Genomic DNA, 16,329 nt, shown 5'->3' with positions numbered 1-16,329 from the left:
TCGGATGAGTGCGGCCGAGTTGCAGGCGGAGTGGAGCTGGGCGGCTTCGAGTACCGGTGGGGCCAACCCCGTCTCCGATCCCGACGGGCACCTCTGCGCGAAGGGGCAGCAGGGCGGGGTGTGGTTCCTGGCCGGGACGTTCGGGGGGAGCGCGAAGCGTTCCTGCACGGTGTCGGCGGGGGTGCCGTTGGCCTTCCCCCTGGTGAACAGCGTCGGCGAACCGGCCGACTGTGCCGCGTTCATGGCATTGGCGCAGGGGAGCGCCACCCTTGACGGGCGGGAGGTGCCGGCCGAACGGTTCGATGCGACGCCGGTGCAGATCACGGCCGTGGACGGCAATCCCGTTCTGCAGGGCGGGGGGCGGTTCCGGACCCACGCCTGTGGGCTGTGGGTGCAGGTGGAGCCCCTCGCGGCGGGAAGTCACACCGTGGGGATCCGGGGGTCGTCGGGGTCGTTCGCCGTCTCCGTGGACTACCAGCTGCAGGTTTCGGGCGGCTGAGGTGGGACGGCTGCCGGGGCGGGCGTGGCTTCGAGGGACCGTATCGACGTCACGCCCGCCCGGGCGGGGGGCCGTCAGCGCCGGGCGAAGGGCGCGACGGGGTTCTTGAGGGTGCCGATCAGCTGGAGGGCCGCCGACGGGTCGGCGAGGTCGACCATCTGCTTGTTGTTGCGCAGCTGGAGGCGGTTCAGGCAGGAGAGCTGGAACTCCTCCGTGAAGAGGTCGTAGCGGGCGAAGCGGTCCGCGAGGGCGGGGAGGGACCGCTGGTAGTCGTGGGCGCAGTCCGCCACCGCCTGCCAGAACGTCGACTCGTCGCAGAGGCCCTCCGTGACCAGGATGGAGTTCAGGAAGCGGAAGAAGCAGTCGAAGACGTCCGTGAAGATGGACAGGAGCTTCATGTCCTCCGGGATGTCGGCCCGGATGCGTTCGACCGCCGGCGGGAGGACCGCGTCCGGGTCCATGACCACGATCTCCTCGGCGATGTCCTTGAAGATCGCCCGCTGGACCACCCCGTCCTTGATCACCAGGATCGTGTTCTCGCCGTGCGGCATGTAGGCGAGGTCGTACTGGTAGAAGCAGTGGAGGAGGGGGAGGAGGTAGGCCCTGAGGTAGGGCTTCAGCCACTGCGCCGGGGTGAGGCCCGATTCGGCGATCAGGGCGCCGACGAAGGACTTGCCGTCCGCGTCCACGTGGAGGAGCGAGGCCATCGTGGCCAGGCGTTCGCCCTCCCGGAGCGAGCCGACCGGGGACTCGCGCCAGAGCGCGGCCAGCATCTTGCGGTACGGGGAGTGCCGGTCCGTCGCGCGTTCGTACTGGCGGTGGTGGTAGCCGATCGCCGCGCGCTCGCGGATGATCGAGAAGTCGACGGAACGGAGGGTCTCGTCCCCTTCGATCAGCTGGTGGAGCCAGTCGTTGATGGCCGGGGTGGCCTCCATGTAGGCCGCCGACAGGCCGCGCATGAAGCCCATGTTCAGGACGGAGATGGCCGTCTTCACGTAGTGCTTCGTGGGGGTGGTGGTGTTGAAGAACGTACGGATCGACTGCTGGGCGAGGTACGCGTCCTCGCCCTCGCCGAGGAGGACCAGGCGGCGGTTGGCGATCTCGGCGGCGAAGGTGACCGTCGTCTTGTTCCACCACTGCCAGGGGTGCACGGGGAAGTAGTGGTAGTCGGACGGGTCGAGGCCGAGGGCGGTGAGCTTGGCCTCGAAGCCGGCGACGGCGGCCTCGCCCAGCTCCTCGCGCATGAACGTGTCGTGGTCCAGGCCCGCGCCCGCCGTGAAGGTGGAGACGTCCTTGTGGGCGGCGGCCCAGACGAGGTGGACCGGGTTCGCGGCCTCCGGGGCGTAGGCGCGGTACTCGTGCACGCCGAAGCCCAGGCGGCCGTTGTTGGCCACGAAGCAGGGGTGGCCCTCGGTCATGCCCGTCTCGATGTCCTGGAACGAGGACTTCGCGAGGACGGCGGAGGGGGTCTGGGGCTTGGTGTACTTGTAGCCCGAGCCGGCCAGGGTGGAGGAGATCTCCTCCAGGTAGACGGGGAGGACCTCCGCGCTCAGGCCCAGGGTGTCCCGGAGTTCTATGTGGAAGTCCAGGGCGTCGAGGGAGAGTTCGGTGCCGTCGCGGTGGCGGGTGATGGAGGGCTCGTCCACCGCCCAGTGGTCCAGGGCGTGCAGGACGGCGCGGAAGCGGTACTCGACCGTGCCGTCGTCGGAGAGGACCCGGTAGTGGTCCTCGCCCAGGGGCTCCGGGGTCAGCAGGCGTTCGTGGGAGAACTCCGCCAGGGCCTTGCGGACCAGGGCGCGGTTGGCGCGGGTCCACAGCTCGGGGGTGAGGTGGGCGGTGTCGGCGGAGAGGTTCATATCGAGACCCCGGTGGTGAGGGCGGTGGCCGCCTCGAACTGGGCGCGGGTGCAGAAGCTGAGGAGGGCTTCCTTCTCCGGCTTGGTGACGGGGCCTTCGGCCACGAAGCCGACGGCCTCGTTGAGGGCGTGGATGAGGGCGTGGACGGCGGTGTTGCGGACGTCCGGCTCGACGACGACGCGTGCGGTGGCCGGGTCGGCGAAGAGGGCCGCCATGACCGTGGTGATGACGGCGCGGGTGAAGCCGGAGAGCGGGGTGTCGGTCGGGGCGACGAGGAAGTGCATGCCCACGTCTCCCGGCTGCGCGTCGTACAGGCCGACGAGCTCCAGGCGGGCGGGGTCGTAGCTCTCCATCAGGAAGGCCGGGCGGTCCTCGTGGAAGCCGAGGAACGCCTGGTGGTGCTCGTGCGCGGTGATGCGCACGTACTCGCGCTCGACGTCCGGGAGGGTGGCGTCCTGCATCATCCAGAACGCGGCCTTGGGGTGGGTGACCCAGGCGTGGAGCAGTTCCGCGTCCGAGAAGGGGTCCAGGGGCCGGATGGAGAAGGTGCCGAGGGTGGGGTCGGTGCGGGTGAAGAGGGTTTCGGCGGTGCTCATGCGTGGCTGCCTTCCGGGGCGGCGAACTGCTGGAACGCGATGGACTTCTCGACCTTGTAGTACTCGCGGCCGAGGAGTTCTCCGACGATGTACGCGTTGCGGTACGCGGCCATGCCCAGGTCGGGGGAGGTGAGGGAGTGGTTGTGGGTGGTGCCGTTCTGGAGGTAGACCCCGCGGCCCGTGACGTCGACGGCGTAGTTGCGGCCGGCGTCGAGGCGGCCGTGGCCGTCGAAGTTCAGGCGGTCGCGGACGGGGGCCAGGAACTCGGGGACGCGGTACTTGTAGCCCGTGGCGAGGACCAGGCCCTCCGTGGTGAGGGAGAAGTCCCGCTCCTGCTCCTCCTGGCGCAGCCCGAGGGTGTACGTGCCCGTGGTGGTGTCGTACGCCGTGCTGTTGAGGGAGGTGTTGGTGAGCAGGGTCGTGGGGACCGGGCCCGGCATGGTGATCTTCTTCTGGTAGAGCAGGTCGAAGATGGCATTGATCAGGTCGCCGTCGATGCCCTTGAAGAGGTTCTTCTGCCGGCTCTCCAGCCGGTAGCGGGTGTCCTCGGGGAGGGCGTGGAAGTAGTCCACGTACTCCGGTGAGGTCATCTCCAGGGTGAGCTTGGTGTATTCGAGGGGGAAGAAGCGGGGGGAGCGGGTCACCCAGTCGAGCCGGTAGCCGTGGACGTCGATCTCGGTGAGGAGGTCGTAGTAGATCTCGGCCGCGCTCTGGCCCGAGCCGATCAGGGTGATCGACTTCTTCTTCTGGAGGGCTTCCTTGTGCTCCATGTAGGCGGAGTTGTGGAGGAAGTCGCCGCCGAGGTCCTCGCAGGAGGCGGGGATGTGCGGCGGGGTGCCGGTGCCGAGGACCAGGCGGCGGGTGAGGAACGTTTCGCCGCGGTCCGTGTGCACCTCGTAGAGGCCGGCGGACCCGTCGTAGGAGACCTCGGTGACGGAGGTGGAGTAGCGGATGTTGTCGAGCCGGTCGGCGGCCCAGCGGCAGTAGTCGTTGTACTCGGCGCGCAGCGGGTAGAAGTTCTCGCGGATGTAGAAGGAGTACAGCCGGTCCTTGTCCTTCAGGTAGTTCAGGAAGGAGAAGGGCGAGGTCGGGTCGGCGAGGGTGACCAGGTCCGACATGAACGGCGTCTGCAGGTGCGCGCCGTCGAGGAACATGCCGGCGTGCCATTCGAAGTGCGGCTTCGACTCGATGAACAGGCCGTCCAGCTCGTCGATGGGCGCGGTCAGGCAGGCCAGTCCCAGGTTGAAGGGGCCCAGGCCGATGCCGATGAAGTCGTAGGGCTCAGTGGTGGACGGCAAGGGACTCTCCCAGGAACTGCTCGGCGTGTGCGGCGATGAGGTCGAGGACGGCGGTGATGTCGGCCGTCGTGGTCTGCGGGTTGAGGAGGGTGAACTTCAGGTACTGCTTCCCGTCGACCTTGGTGCCGGCGACGACGGCCTCGCCGGAGGCGAACAGGGCCTTGCGGGCGTGCAGCTGGGCCTCGTCGAGGAGGTCGGGGCGCGGGCCGCCGTCCTCGCCGCCGGCGGTGGGGAGGTAGCGGAAGACCAGGGTGGAGAGCTGAGGCCGGACGACCACCTCGAAGCGGGGGTCGGCGTCGAGGATCTCCCAGCCGGCGGCGGCGAGGGCCACGACCTCGTCGAAGAGGGAGCCGACGGCGTCTGCGCCCATGATGCGCAGGGTCATCCAGAGCTTGAGGGCGTCGAAGCGGCGCGTGGTCTGGATGGACTTGTCGACCTGGTTGGGGATCCGCTCCTCGGCCATCCGGCGCGGGTTGAGGTAGTCCGCGTGGTACGTGGCGTGCTTGAGGGTGTCGCGGTCGCGGACCAGCATCGCGCTGGAACTCACGGGCTGGAAGAAGGACTTGTGGTAGTCCACGGTCACCGAGTCGGCGTGCTCGATCCCGTCGAGGAGGTGGCGGCGGGTGGGGGAGACCAGCAGGCCGCAGCCGTAGGCGGCGTCCACGTGCATCCACGCGGAGTGCTCGGCGGTCAGGCGGGCGATCTCGGGGAGCGGGTCGATGGACCCGAAGTCGGTGGTGCCGGCGGTGGCGACGACGGCCATGGGGAAGAGGCCCTCGGCGGCGCAGTTCTCCAGTTCCAGGGCGAGTACGGAGGTGTCCATGCGGCGGTGCCGGTCGACGGGGACCGCTATGACGGCCTCGTAGCCGAGGCCGAGCATGGCGGCCGACTTCTGCACGCTGAAGTGGCTGGCCTCGGAGGTGAAGATGCGCAGTTTCGGGAGGAGTTCGGCCTTGGTGAGCTCGGTGCCCTCGTCCAGGGCGCGCTTCATGACGGTCCGGCAGGCCTCGTCGCGGGCGAGGAGCAGGGCGTGGAAGTTCGACTGGCTGCCGCCGGAGGTGAAGATCCCGTCCGCGCCCTCGCCGAGGCCGATGCGGCGGGCGGTCCAGTCGATGAGGCGGCGCTCGATGAGGGTGCCGCCGATGGACTGGTCCCAGGTGTCGAGGGAGGAGTTGACGGCCGACAGGACGGCTTCGCCGACCACCGCGGGGATGACCACCGGGCAGTTGAGGTGGCCCAGGTAGCGCGGGTGGTGGAAGTAGACGGCGTCGCGCAGGTAGACGTCCTCGAGCTCGTCGAGGGCGGCGGAGGCGTCGCCGAGCGGGCGGTCGAGGTCGATGCCGTCGATGGCCGGGGCGAGTTCGTCCACGGAGATGCCGGTGTGGGGGCGGTGGGTGGCCGCGAGTTTGGCGGCGACGCGTTCGACGCCCTCGGTGACGGTGCGCCGGTAGTCGTCCGCGGTCGTCTCGTTCAGCAGATGCGAGCGCATCAACTTTCCTCCGGGCAGGGAGAGCGGGGGGTGGGTGCAAGATTTAGGTTAGCCTAACCTAAGTTGGATCACAAATACCGAAGGGCCCCGGCGAATGCCGGGACCCTTCGTCAAATACCTTATGGATAAAGCGAGTTGATCAGAGCTCGGACGTCGGGTCCTCGCTCGGTGCCTTGCCCGCGTACGCCTCGGCGAGCAGCTGCTCCTCGCTCGCGCCGAGCCTCCAGTAGCCGGTGAACCGCACCGCGCGCCGGTCGACGGAACGTTCCTGCACCAGATGGCGGCGGACCGCCCTGACCGTCCCGGCCTCGCCCGCGAGCCAGGCGTACGGGGCCCCGGCGCCGGGGAGCCGCGCCGCGCGCAGCTCGGACAGCACCCGTTCGGTGCGCGCCGCCGCGCCCGCGGCCTTCTCGCGCACGATCCAGGTGATGTCGGTGTCCGCGAGGGTGTGCGGGCCGAGGCGGTCGTCCTCGTGCGGGACCTCGAACCAGGCCTTGACCCGGGTCCCGGCGGGCAGCCGGTCCAGGATCGCGGCGGCGGCCGGCAGGGCCGTCTCGTCCGCGTACATCAGCACCGCGTCGCAGCCCTCCGGCCGCTGGAAGCGGACCGACTTGTTCTCCGCCACGGCCGGCCCGATCGCCATGATCCGGCGGCCGGCGGCCGCCCGGCCCGCCCAGCGGGAGGCCGGGGAAGAGTCGCCGTGGAGGACGAAGTCGATGTCCACCTCGACCTCCCCGCCGTCCGTACGCCGCTGCTCGCGCACCGTGTACGAGCGCATCACCGGGCGGATCCCGTCCGGCATCGCACGCCAGGCGCCGAACCAGGTGTCCTCGTCGGTGGACGGGAGCTCGGTGTGCTCCTGCTCCCCGACGGGGAGGAAGAGCGACAGGCTCTGGTCGTAGCCGCCCGAGCGGAACTCCGCGAGGGACTCCCCGCCGAAGGTCACGCGCAGGAAGGAGTGGCCGAGGCGGCGCGTGCGCAGGACTTCGAGCGTGAAGAACCGGAAGTGCGCGGCGGCCGGGACCGCGTCGGCGGTGTCGGCGGTGGTGTCGGAAGCGCTGGCGGAAGCGGTGGCGGTCATGCGGAGGTCCCCCCTGGGTTACCGGGTCAGCCGAGCTTCTTGGCGTTCTGGATGGTCTTCGCGAGGTCCTCGAGGAGCTGCGCGCACTTCTCGTACGAGTAGATCGGCTCGGTGACCCGCGGGGCGACCTGGCCGGCCTTGACCGCCGGGAGCTCGTTCCAGGTCGGCTTGGCCTTCAGGGCCTCGGGCTGGAGGGCCTGGGTGCGGTTGTCGAGCAGGATGACGTCGGCCTTGTACTTGCCGGCGTTCTCCCAGCTGAGGCTCTCGTAGAAGCCCTGCGGGTCCAGCTTGTCCTGCTCGGGGGTGACGAACTCGACGCCGAGGGACTCGAAGTACTTGAGGTCGGCGGAGGTCTTCGGGGTGGAGACGTAGAACATCTGGTCGGAGCCGGAGCCCACGAGGACCTTGACGCCCGGATTGGCCTTGACGGCCTCGCGGACCTTGGCGGAGGCGGCGTCGAAACGGGCCTTCGCGTCGGCGCTCTTCCTGGTGTTGAGGTCGGCGCCGAGGGACTTGGCGAGGTCGGCGGTGCGCTCCAGGGCCTTGTCCATGGACACCTTGTCGCCTACGCCGATGGCGGCGGCCGGGGCCAGCTTCAGGATCTTGTCCTTGGAGGCCTCGGGGACGTACCAGTACGAACCGTCCCAGGTGTTGGTGGCCAGGAGGTCGGGCCGCAGGGCCGCGTACTTCTCGACGTTGAACTCGTCGTAGACGTTGCCGAGGATCTCGACCTTGGAGATGTCCATCGTGCCGGCCATCGGGTCGGGCTTGCCGTCCGCCAGCTTGGTCGGACCGAAGACGCCCTTGACCTGCACGCCGTAGTCGTACAGCGCGGCGGCGGTGCCGGTGTAGGCCACGACGTTCTTCGGTGTGGACTTGGCGGAGGCCGTCTTGCCCAGGTCGTCCTTGAAGCTCCAGGCGCCCGACGCGGCGGAGGAGCCCTGGTCGCCCGCCCCGTCCTTCGCCTTGTCGCCGCCGCCGCACGCGGTGAGCGCCGCGACGAGGCCGAGGGCGCCGCCGGCCGCGATGAGACCGCGGCGGGAGAGGAAGGTGGGGCTGGGCTTGGGCATGTCGATGTCCGCTTTCGTACGTGCGCTACGAGGGTAGGGCGTTCGGGGGGAAGGTTAGCCTAACCTTGGCCGAAAGCGGTAAGGGGGGCCTAACTTCATCCGGGGCGCACGGGCGCACGACGCGCGAACGGCCCGCGCCGGGGGCGCGGGCCGTTCGTGTGGATCGGGGCGGGACGGTGCGGTGCGGGGCCGGGATCAGCCGGCGAAGCCCAGTTCGCGGGCGATGAGCATCCGCTGGACCTCGCTCGTGCCCTCGCCGATCTCCAGGATCTTCGAGTCCCGCCACATACGGGCCACCGGGTACTCGTTCATGAACCCGTAGCCGCCGTGGATCTGCGTGGCGTCGCGGGCGTTGTCGACGGCGACGGTGGAGGAGTACAGCTTCGCGATCGCCGCCTCCTTCTTGAACGGCTCGCCCGCCACCAGCCGCGAGGCCGCGTCGCGCCAGCCCAGGCGGGCCATGTGGGCGCGCATCTCCATGTCGGCCAGCTTGAACTGGATGGCCTGGTTGTCGCCGATCGGCTTGCCGAAGGCCTGCCGCTCCTTGGCGTACTTCACCGACTCGTCCACACAGCCCTGCGCCAGACCGGTGGCCAGCGCCGCGATGGCGATCCGGCCCTCGTCGAGGATCCGCAGGAACTGGGCGTAGCCGCGGCCCTCCTGGCCCACCAGGTTGGCGACCGGGACCCGGACCTCGTCGAAGGACAGCTCACGGGTGTCCGAGGAGTTCCAGCCGACCTTGGAGTACGGGGCCGCCACCGTGAAGCCGGGGGTGCCGGACGGGACGATGATCGAGGAGATCTCCGGGCGGCCGTCCGCCTTGCGGCCGGTGACCGCGGTGACCGTGACCAGACCGGTGATGTCCGTACCGGAGTTGGTGATGAAGCACTTGGAGCCGTTGATCACCCATTCGTCGCCGTCGCGGACGGCCGTCGTACGGGTGCCGCCCGCGTCGCTGCCCGCGCCGGGCTCGGTCAGGCCGAACGCGCCGAGCACCTCGCCCGCGCACAGCTTCGGCAGCCACTCCCGCTTCTGCTCCTCGGTACCGAAGAGGTAGATGGGCATGGCGCCGAGCGAGACGCCCGCCTCCAGGGTGATGGCGACGGAGGAGTCGACGCGGGCCAGCTCCTCCAGGGCGATGCCGAGCGCGAGGTAGTCGCCGCCCATGCCGCCGTACTCCTCCGGGAAGGGCAGGCCGAACAGGCCCATGCGGCCCATCTCGCGGACGATCTCGTACGGGAACTCGTGGCGCTCGTACAGGTCGCCGATCTTGGGCGCCACCACGTCGTGCGCGAACGCCTCGACGGTACGGCGGAGTTCCTCGTGCTCGGGGGTGAGCCGGTGGTCGAGGGGCATGGCTTCGTTACTCCTTGTGGGAGAGGGCGCGGACGGTACGGGAGGGGCTGGGCCGGCCCAGCCGTTCGGCCATCCACACGCTCGTGGCGGTGAGGGCGGCCAGGTCGACCCCGGTCTCGATGCCGAGGCCGTCGAGCATCCACACCAGGTCCTCGGTGGCCAGGTTCCCGGTGGCGCTCTTCGCGTACGGGCAGCCGCCGAGGCCGCCGGCGGAGGCGTCGACCGTGGTCACGCCGTGCTGGAGCGCGGCGAGGGTGTTGGAGAGGGCCTGGCCGTAGGTGTCGTGGAAGTGCACGCCGATCCGGCCGGTGGCCACGCCGGCCGCGTTCAGCTCGCCGAGCAGCGCCTGGACGTGGCCGGGGGTGGCGACGCCGATCGTGTCGCCGAGGCTGAGCTCGTCGCAGCCCAGGTCCAGCAGGGCCTTGGCGGTGCGGACCACCTGGGGGACCGGGACCGCGCCCTCCCAGGGGTCGCCGAAGCACATGGACAGATAACCGCGCACGTGCGCCCCGGCCGCCTTGGCCCGGGCCACGACGGGCTCGAACATGGCGAGGGACTCGGCGACCGTACGGTTCAGGTTGCGCGCGGCGAAGGTCTCGGTGGCCGAGCCGAACACCGCGATCCGGGTGGCCCCGAGGGCCAGCGCGCGGTCGAGGCCGCGCTCGTTGGGCACCAGGACGGGCAGTTCCGCCGGAACGTCGGAGAGCAGGGGGAAGAGCTGCTCGGCGTCCGCCAGCTGGGGCACCCACTTGGGGTGGACGAAGCTGGTCGCCTCGACGGTGGTCAGGCCGGCGGCGGCCAGCCGGTGGATGAACTCGGCCTTCACCTCGGTGGGGACGGCCGTCTTCTCGTTCTGCAGCCCGTCGCGGGCACCGACCTCGTGGATCCGCACCCGGGGCGGGAGGCCGGTGGCCGACGGGACGGTCATGGGGAGCCCGTTCACGCGTCCGCCTCCGTTTCCTCGTCGGGGGTGACGACGGCCAGGACCTGGTCCATGGCCACCGTCGTACCGGGGGTGACGTCGAGTTCGGTGACGGTACCGGCGTGCGGGGCGGAGATGACGTGCTCCATCTTCATCGCCTCGACCACCAGCAGGCTCTGCCCGGCCGCCACCTTTTCCCCGACGGCCACCTTGACGACGGTGACGGTGCCGGGCATGGGGGCGGCGAGGGTGTCGGCCCCGGCGCTGGCCGCGCCCTTCGCCGTGACGGGGTCGTGGTGGTGGAGGTGCCAGGAGTCGCCGTCGCGCCCGAGCCAGGTCCCCTCCGGGGAGGTGGCGTGGCTGAACCGGTGCGTGACGCCGTCCAGTTCGAGGGTCACGGTGTCGTGGCCGAGGCCGATGATCCGGCCGCGGGCCGTCTTCCTGGGGCTCTGCCCCAGACCCCGCGCCTCAATCTCCCCCAGACTCCGTCCGGGGGTACCCCCAGGCGAGGCTGAGTTCGGTGCGGCGCCGCTGTCGGCTGCGGGCGCGTCGAGGAGGATCTCCTGCTCGGTGCCCCGCCGGCGGGTACGGACCGTGACCGGGTCCTGGCCCGGGAGGCGGAAGTGGTGGACCGTCCAGGCCGGGGTGCCGCCGAGGCGCCAGCCGTTGGCGGCGGAGAACGGGTCCGCCCAGGCGCCGGCCACCGCCTGGGGGCCCTTCCCAGCGGCCTGGGTCAGCAGTGCGGCGGCGGCGTAGACCTCGGCCGGGACGCCCTCCGGGAGGAGGGACGGCAGGTCCCGCTCCACCAGGCCCGTGTCCAGGTTGCCGGACACCACGTCCGGGTGGGCCAGCAGCCTCCGCAGGAACCCGGCATTGGTCTGGACGCCCAGGATCACCGTGTCCGCGAGGGCCCCGCGCAGCATCCGCAGGGCCGTCTCCCGGTCGGGGCCGTGGACGATCACCTTCGACAGCATCGGGTCGTACGTCGACCCCGTGTCCACCCCGGCCACCAGCCCGGAGTCCGTCCGCACCGCACCGCCCGACGGCTCCGACAGCGCCAGCACCGTGCCGCCGGACGGCAGGAACCCGCGCGCCGGGTCCTCCGCGCAGACGCGGGCCTCGATCGCGTGCCCGGTCAGCCGGACGTCCTCCTGCCCGAAGCCCAGTTCCGCCCCCGCGGCCACCCGCAGCTGCTGCTCCACCAGATCGAGCCCGGTGATCAGCTCCGTGACCGGGTGCTCCACCTGGAGGCGGGTGTTCATCTCCATGAAGTAGTACGAGGACGGGTCGCCGCCCGGCACGATGAACTCGACCGTGCCCGCGCCGACGTACCCGCAGGAACGCGCCGCCTCCACCGCCGCCGCGCCCATCGCCGCCCGGATCTCCGGGGTCAGCAGGACCGACGGGGCCTCCTCGATGACCTTCTGGTGGCGCCGCTGGAGCGAGCACTCGCGCTCGCCCAGGTGCACCACGTTGCCGTGGGCGTCGGCCAGCACCTGGATCTCGATGTGCCGAGGCCGGTCCACCCAGCGCTCCACCAGCAGGGTGTCGTCCCCGAAGGAGGAGCGCGCCTCGCGCCGGGCCGCCGCGATCTCCTCCGCGAGCAGGGCCCCGTCCCGGACCAGCCGCATGCCCTTGCCGCCGCCGCCCGCCGAGGGCTTCAGCAGCACCGGCATGCCGATCTTCTCGGCGGCCTCGACCAGTTCGGCGTCCGACAGCCCGCTACCGGAGGACCCGGGCACCACCGGCACCCCGGCGGCCTTCACGGTCTCCTTGGCCCGGATCTTGTCGCCCATCAGGGAGATCGCCGAGGCGGGCGGGCCGATGAAGGCCAGCCCCGCCTCCGCGCAGGCGGCCGCGAAGGCCGCGTTCTCCGCGAGGAAGCCGTACCCGGGGTGGACCGCCTCGGCCCCCGTCCGCCGGGCCGCATCGAGCAGCTTCTCGACCGACAGGTAGCTCTCGGCGGCCGCCGCCGGGCCGATCCGGACGGCCGTGTCGGCCTCCCGTACGTGCCGGGCGTCCGCGTCGGCGTCGCTGAAGACGGCCACGGACCGGATCCCGAGCTCCCGCAGGGTGCGGATGACCCGTACGGCGATCTCGCCCCGGTTCGCCACCAGAACAGTGCTGAACATCAGTGAGGTCCTCACGTCACAAGTCACGGGTCACATGCGGAAGATGCCGTAGCCGCGCTCGCCGAGCGGGGCGTTCGCGCACGCGGTCAGGGCCAGCCCCAGCACCTGCCGGGTCTCCAGGGGGTCGATGACCCCGTCGTCCCACAGCCGGGCGGTGGCGTAGTAGGCGTTGCCCTGCTCCTCGTACTGCGCGCGGACCGGGGCCTTGAAGGCCTCCTCGTCCTCGGCGGGCCACTCCTGGCCCGCGCCCTCGATCTGGTCGCGCTTGACCGTGGCCAGGACGGAGGCGGCCTGCTCGCCGCCCATCACGGAGATCTTGGCGTTGGGCCACATCCACAGGAAGCGCGGCGAGTACGCCCGCCCGCACATCGAGTAGTTGCCCGCGCCGTACGAGCCGCCGACGACGACCGTGAGCTTCGGGACCCGGGCGCAGGCCACGGCCGTGACCATCTTCGCGCCGTGCTTGGCGATGCCGCCCGCCTCGTAGTCGCGGCCGACCATGAAGCCGGAGATGTTCTGCAGGAAGAGGAGCGGGATGCCGCGCTGGTCGCACAGCTCGATGAAGTGGGCGCCCTTCTGCGCGGACTCGGAGAAGAGGATGCCGTTGTTGGCGATGATGCCGACCGGGTGGCCGTGGATCCGGGCGAAGCCCGTCACCAGGGTCTGCCCGAACTCCGCCTTGAACTCCTGGAAGCGGGAGCCGTCCACGACCCGGGCGATGATCTCGCGGGCGTCGTAGGGGGTGCGGGAGTCGACGGGGACCGCGCCGTAGAGCCCGTACGGGTCCACCTTCGGCTCCTCGGCCGGTTCGACCGACCAGGGCAGGGCCCCGCGCTCGGGCAGGGTCGCCACGATGTTCCGGACGATCCGCAGCGCGTGCGCGTCGTCCTCCGCGAGGTGGTCGGTGACGCCGGAGGTGCGCGAGTGCACCTCGCCGCCGCCGAGCTCCTCGGCCGTGACCACCTCGCCGGTGGCGGCCTTCACCAGCGGCGGGCCGCCGAGGAAGATGGTGCCCTGGCCGCGCACGATGACGGCCTCGTCGCTCATCGCCGGGACGTAGGCGCCGCCCGCCGTGCAGGAGCCGAGGACGGCCGCGATCTGGGGGATGCCGGCGCCGGACATGCGGGCCTGGTTGTAGAAGATCCGACCGAAGTGCTCCCGGTCGGGGAAGACCTCGTCCTGCATGGGCAGGAAGGCGCCGCCGGAGTCGACCAGGTACAGGCAGGGGAGCCGGTTCTCCAGCGCCACCTCCTGCGCCCGCAGGTGCTTCTTGACCGTCATCGGGTAGTACGTGCCGCCCTTGACGGTGGCGTCGTTCGCGACGATCACGCACTCGCGGCCGCTGACCCGGCCGATGCCCGCGATCACGCCGGCCGCCGGCGCCGCGCCCCCGTACATCCCCTCGGCGGCCAGCGGGGCCAGCTCCAGGAAGGGGGACCCGGGGTCGAGGAGGGTGTCCACGCGGTCGCGGGGCAGGAGCTTGCCGCGCGCGGTGTGCCGGGCGCGGGCCTTCTCACCGCCGCCGAGGCGGGCCGCGTCCAGCCGGGCGCGCAGGCCCTCGGCGAGCTCGCGGTGGGCGGCCTCATTGGTCCGCCAGGCCTCGGACGCCGGGTCCGCGGCGCTCGTCAGCACTGGTGCCTGCTGCATCGGTCGAGCTCCCTTGCTCGGTACCTGCTGTGTTAATGACCGTTAACGCGTGTGGGTCAAAGGTTAACGAGCGCTAACCGCCCTGTCTAGAATGGATTCCCATGAGCACCAGAGCTGCCACTCCGACCCGCCGCGAGCAGATCCTCCGCGAGGCCGCTCGGCTTTTCGCGGAGCGCGGCTTCCACGGCGTGGGCGTGGACGAGATAGGGGCCGCGGTCGGCATCAGCGGTCCGGGCCTCTACCGGCACTTCGCCGGCAAGGACGCGATGCTCGCCGAACTGCTCGTCGGGATCAGCGAACGCCTGCTGACGGGCGGGCGCCGCCGCGTCGAGGAGGTCGCCGGGGACCCGGGGGCGCTGCTGGCCTCCCTCGTCGAGGGACACATCGACTTCGCGCTGGACGACCGGGCGCTGATCACCCTGCACGACCGGGAGCTCGACCGGCTGCGGGACGAGGACCGCAAGCTCGTGCGCCAGCTCCAGCGCCAGTACGTCGAGCTGTGGGTGGCCGTCGTGCGCGAGCTGCACCCCGAGGTCGGGGAGGCGGAGGTACGGGTCGCCGTGCACGCGGTCTTCGGACTGCTGAACTCCACCCCGCACCTGGGTGCGCTCGGCCGCGAGGCGACGGAATCGCTGCTGCGCCGGCTCGCGCACGGGGCCTTCGGGGCCCTGTCGGGGTGAAGTGGGCTTGGGGCAGGGGCTCGAGGGAGGCTTGGCGGAGCGGACGGATCCGGCCGGGCGGCGGCAGAATGGACCGCATGCCGAACCCGACAGAGCCCATAGAGACCCCCAGCCGCGCGCAGCTCATCGACCATCTGGTGAGCACGCGCATCGCCGGACAGGTGGCCACCCCGCGCGAGAACAACCTCTCCCACTACCGCAAACTCGCCAACGGCGACCGGCACTACTGGCTGGGCCTGGAACTGGGCGACCGCTGGGCGGACGAGCAGGACGTGCTGGCCGTGATGGCCGAGCGCGTCGGCGTCGTCGACGACCCGGCGCACCGGACCGGGCAGGACACCATCGACCCGGAGCTGACGGTCGCGGGCCTCGACCGGATGGCGGCCCGCCTGCGCAAGGCGGCCCTGGACCGGCAGAGCGTGCTCTTCGCCACCGGGCACCCGGGCGGGCTCCTGGACGTCCACCGCGCCACGGCCGAGGCGCTGCGCGCCGCGGGCTGCGAGATCGTCCGCATCCCGGCGGGGCTCTTCGCCGACGAGGGCTCGGTGTGGCAGTTCGCCGACGTCGCGGTCCTGGAGCGGGGCGCGACCCTGTGGCACACCCACTCCCCGGCCCCGATGGCGGCGATCCTGGACGCCCTGACGGCGGACGGCCGCCCGCAGCCGGACCTGGTCGTCGCCGACCACGGCTGGGCGGGGTGCGCGGCGCAGCGGGGGCTGGACGCGGTGGGCTACGCCGACTGCAACGACCCCGCCCTGTTCCTCGCGGAGGCGGAGGGCACGCTCCAGGTGGCGGTCCCCCTGGACGACCACGTCCGCGACCCGCGCTTCTACGACCCGATGGTGGCCTACCTCCTGGCCGCGGCGGGCCTGAGCTAGCGGACCGTCCGGGCCGGCGTGCCGTCCGCGCCGGCGGACTGTCCGAGCCAGCCGCTCATCTCGGTCTGGACGGCGGAGCCGTCCAGGTCGGTGAGCTTCCTGCCCACGAAGGTGCGCGCCCAGTCGGAGGTCTGGATCCGGAACGGCATCTTCTCGGCGGTCAGGGCCTCGACGACCGGCGCCGCCGCCTGCTCCGGGGTCTGTGCGGTGTCGCTGCCGAAGGACCGCATGGCGTGGTCGATGTAGCCCTGGAGCTGCGGGGCGTACGGGCCCGCCTGGGCGAGCAGGGCCGGGATGTCGAGTCCGACGTTGTTGACGAACTCGCTGGAGACGGCGCCCGGTTCCACGACGGAGACCTGGACTCCCGCGGCCGCGGCGACCGGTGCGAGGGATTCCATGAAGCCCTCGACGGCGAACTTGGCCGCGCAGTAGGACTCGTTGAACGGCTGGCCGACCACGCCGCCGACGCTGGTGACGGTGATGACCCGGCCGCCCGAGGCGCGCAGGTGGGGGAGGGCGGCCCGGGTGAGCTCGACGACGCCGAAGAAGTTGACCTCCATCACGGAGCGCACCTCCGCCATGCCGTGCTGCTCGACGGTGCCGACGAAGCCGGCGCCCGCGTTGTTCACCACGGCGTCGAGGTGGCCGTGTTCGGCGACGACCTCGGCCACGCAGGCGGCGACGGAGTCCGCGTCGGTCACGTCGAGCCGCTTGACCTGGACGAGACCGGTGACGCCGGCTTCGGCGGCGGCCTTGACCAGGGCGTCGGAGCGGGAGGTGTCGCGCATGGTGGCGACGGTGTGCCAGCCGCCCCGTGCCGCCGCC

Annotated in this window: 14 protein-coding genes; 3 read left to right on the top strand and 11 right to left on the bottom strand. The window is 71.3% G+C overall.

Features of this window, described 5'->3' with window-relative positions:
* Nucleotides 1-4 precede the first annotated feature (4 nt).
* Nucleotides 5-499 carry a hypothetical protein gene (locus VR44_RS42200; RefSeq protein WP_245691598.1) on the top strand — a complete coding sequence of 165 codons (495 nt, stop codon included), beginning with the start codon at nucleotides 5-7 and terminating at the stop codon, nucleotides 497-499.
* A 74-nt stretch (nucleotides 500-573) separates the two neighbouring features.
* Here the strand turns inward: VR44_RS42200 and VR44_RS04210 are convergent, their stop codons facing one another.
* The 10 genes from VR44_RS04210 to VR44_RS04165 all read right to left on the bottom strand — a co-directional run bounded on the left by VR44_RS04210 (nucleotide 574) and on the right by VR44_RS04165 (nucleotide 13,946).
* A complete protein-coding gene (locus VR44_RS04210; protein ID WP_045945989.1) occupies nucleotides 574-2,355 on the bottom strand; it encodes an IucA/IucC family protein in 1,782 nt (593 codons plus the stop codon).
* On the bottom strand, nucleotides 2,352-2,951 hold the full coding sequence (locus VR44_RS04205) for a GNAT family N-acetyltransferase (protein WP_045945988.1): 600 nt from the start codon (nucleotides 2,949-2,951) through the stop codon (nucleotides 2,352-2,354). The genes VR44_RS04210 and VR44_RS04205 overlap by 4 nt, the downstream gene beginning before the upstream one ends.
* On the bottom strand, nucleotides 2,948-4,249 hold the full coding sequence (locus VR44_RS04200) for a lysine N(6)-hydroxylase/L-ornithine N(5)-oxygenase family protein (RefSeq protein WP_045945987.1): 1,302 nt from the start codon (nucleotides 4,247-4,249) through the stop codon (nucleotides 2,948-2,950). Before VR44_RS04200 ends, VR44_RS04205 begins: the two co-directional genes overlap by 4 nt.
* Complete coding sequence (locus VR44_RS04195) at nucleotides 4,233-5,738, bottom strand: pyridoxal phosphate-dependent decarboxylase family protein (protein WP_045945986.1); 1,506 nt, start codon at nucleotides 5,736-5,738, stop codon at nucleotides 4,233-4,235. Before VR44_RS04195 ends, VR44_RS04200 begins: the two co-directional genes overlap by 17 nt.
* Before the next feature lie 139 nt (nucleotides 5,739-5,877).
* The gene (locus VR44_RS04190; RefSeq protein WP_045945985.1) at nucleotides 5,878-6,819 is read right to left on the bottom strand and encodes a siderophore-interacting protein; all 942 of its coding nucleotides are present in this window, start codon (nucleotides 6,817-6,819) and stop codon (nucleotides 5,878-5,880) included.
* Between the two features lie 26 nt (nucleotides 6,820-6,845).
* Nucleotides 6,846-7,889 carry an ABC transporter substrate-binding protein gene (locus VR44_RS04185; protein ID WP_045945984.1) on the bottom strand — a complete coding sequence of 348 codons (1,044 nt, stop codon included), beginning with the start codon at nucleotides 7,887-7,889 and terminating at the stop codon, nucleotides 6,846-6,848.
* Nucleotides 7,890-8,084: 195 nt separating this feature from the next.
* Nucleotides 8,085-9,245, bottom strand: coding sequence for an acyl-CoA dehydrogenase family protein (locus VR44_RS04180; RefSeq protein ID WP_045945983.1), 1,161 nt, complete (start codon nucleotides 9,243-9,245; stop codon nucleotides 8,085-8,087).
* Between the two features lie 7 nt (nucleotides 9,246-9,252).
* Nucleotides 9,253-10,173 carry a hydroxymethylglutaryl-CoA lyase gene (locus VR44_RS04175; RefSeq protein WP_045946003.1) on the bottom strand — a complete coding sequence of 307 codons (921 nt, stop codon included), beginning with the start codon at nucleotides 10,171-10,173 and terminating at the stop codon, nucleotides 9,253-9,255.
* A gap of 11 nt (nucleotides 10,174-10,184) precedes the next feature.
* Complete coding sequence (locus tag VR44_RS04170; protein ID WP_045945982.1) at nucleotides 10,185-12,299, bottom strand: acetyl/propionyl/methylcrotonyl-CoA carboxylase subunit alpha; 2,115 nt, start codon at nucleotides 12,297-12,299, stop codon at nucleotides 10,185-10,187.
* A 30-nt stretch (nucleotides 12,300-12,329) separates the two neighbouring features.
* Complete coding sequence (locus VR44_RS04165; RefSeq protein ID WP_045945981.1) at nucleotides 12,330-13,946, bottom strand: carboxyl transferase domain-containing protein; 1,617 nt, start codon at nucleotides 13,944-13,946, stop codon at nucleotides 12,330-12,332.
* A 101-nt stretch (nucleotides 13,947-14,047) separates the two neighbouring features.
* On the opposite strand from VR44_RS04165, the gene VR44_RS04160 reads away from it, so the two are divergent.
* A complete protein-coding gene (locus VR44_RS04160) occupies nucleotides 14,048-14,626 on the top strand; it encodes an SACE_7040 family transcriptional regulator (protein ID WP_045945980.1) in 579 nt (192 codons plus the stop codon).
* A gap of 68 nt (nucleotides 14,627-14,694) precedes the next feature.
* The gene (locus VR44_RS04155) at nucleotides 14,695-15,504 is read left to right on the top strand and encodes a phosphatase (protein ID WP_045945979.1); all 810 of its coding nucleotides are present in this window, start codon (nucleotides 14,695-14,697) and stop codon (nucleotides 15,502-15,504) included.
* Here VR44_RS04155 and VR44_RS04150 read toward each other — a convergent pair.
* The coding region (locus tag VR44_RS04150; RefSeq protein WP_045945978.1) for an SDR family NAD(P)-dependent oxidoreductase at nucleotides 15,501-16,329 on the bottom strand (829 nt) is incomplete at its 5' end. The two genes, VR44_RS04155 and VR44_RS04150, sit on opposite strands and share 4 nt — an antisense overlap.

This window comes from Streptomyces katrae, assembly GCF_000966975.1.
GTDB lineage: Bacteria > Actinomycetota > Actinomycetes > Streptomycetales > Streptomycetaceae > Streptomyces > Streptomyces katrae.
The sequence above is the reverse complement of the archived record's forward strand: the minus strand, read 5'-3'. Positions and strand labels throughout refer to the sequence as shown.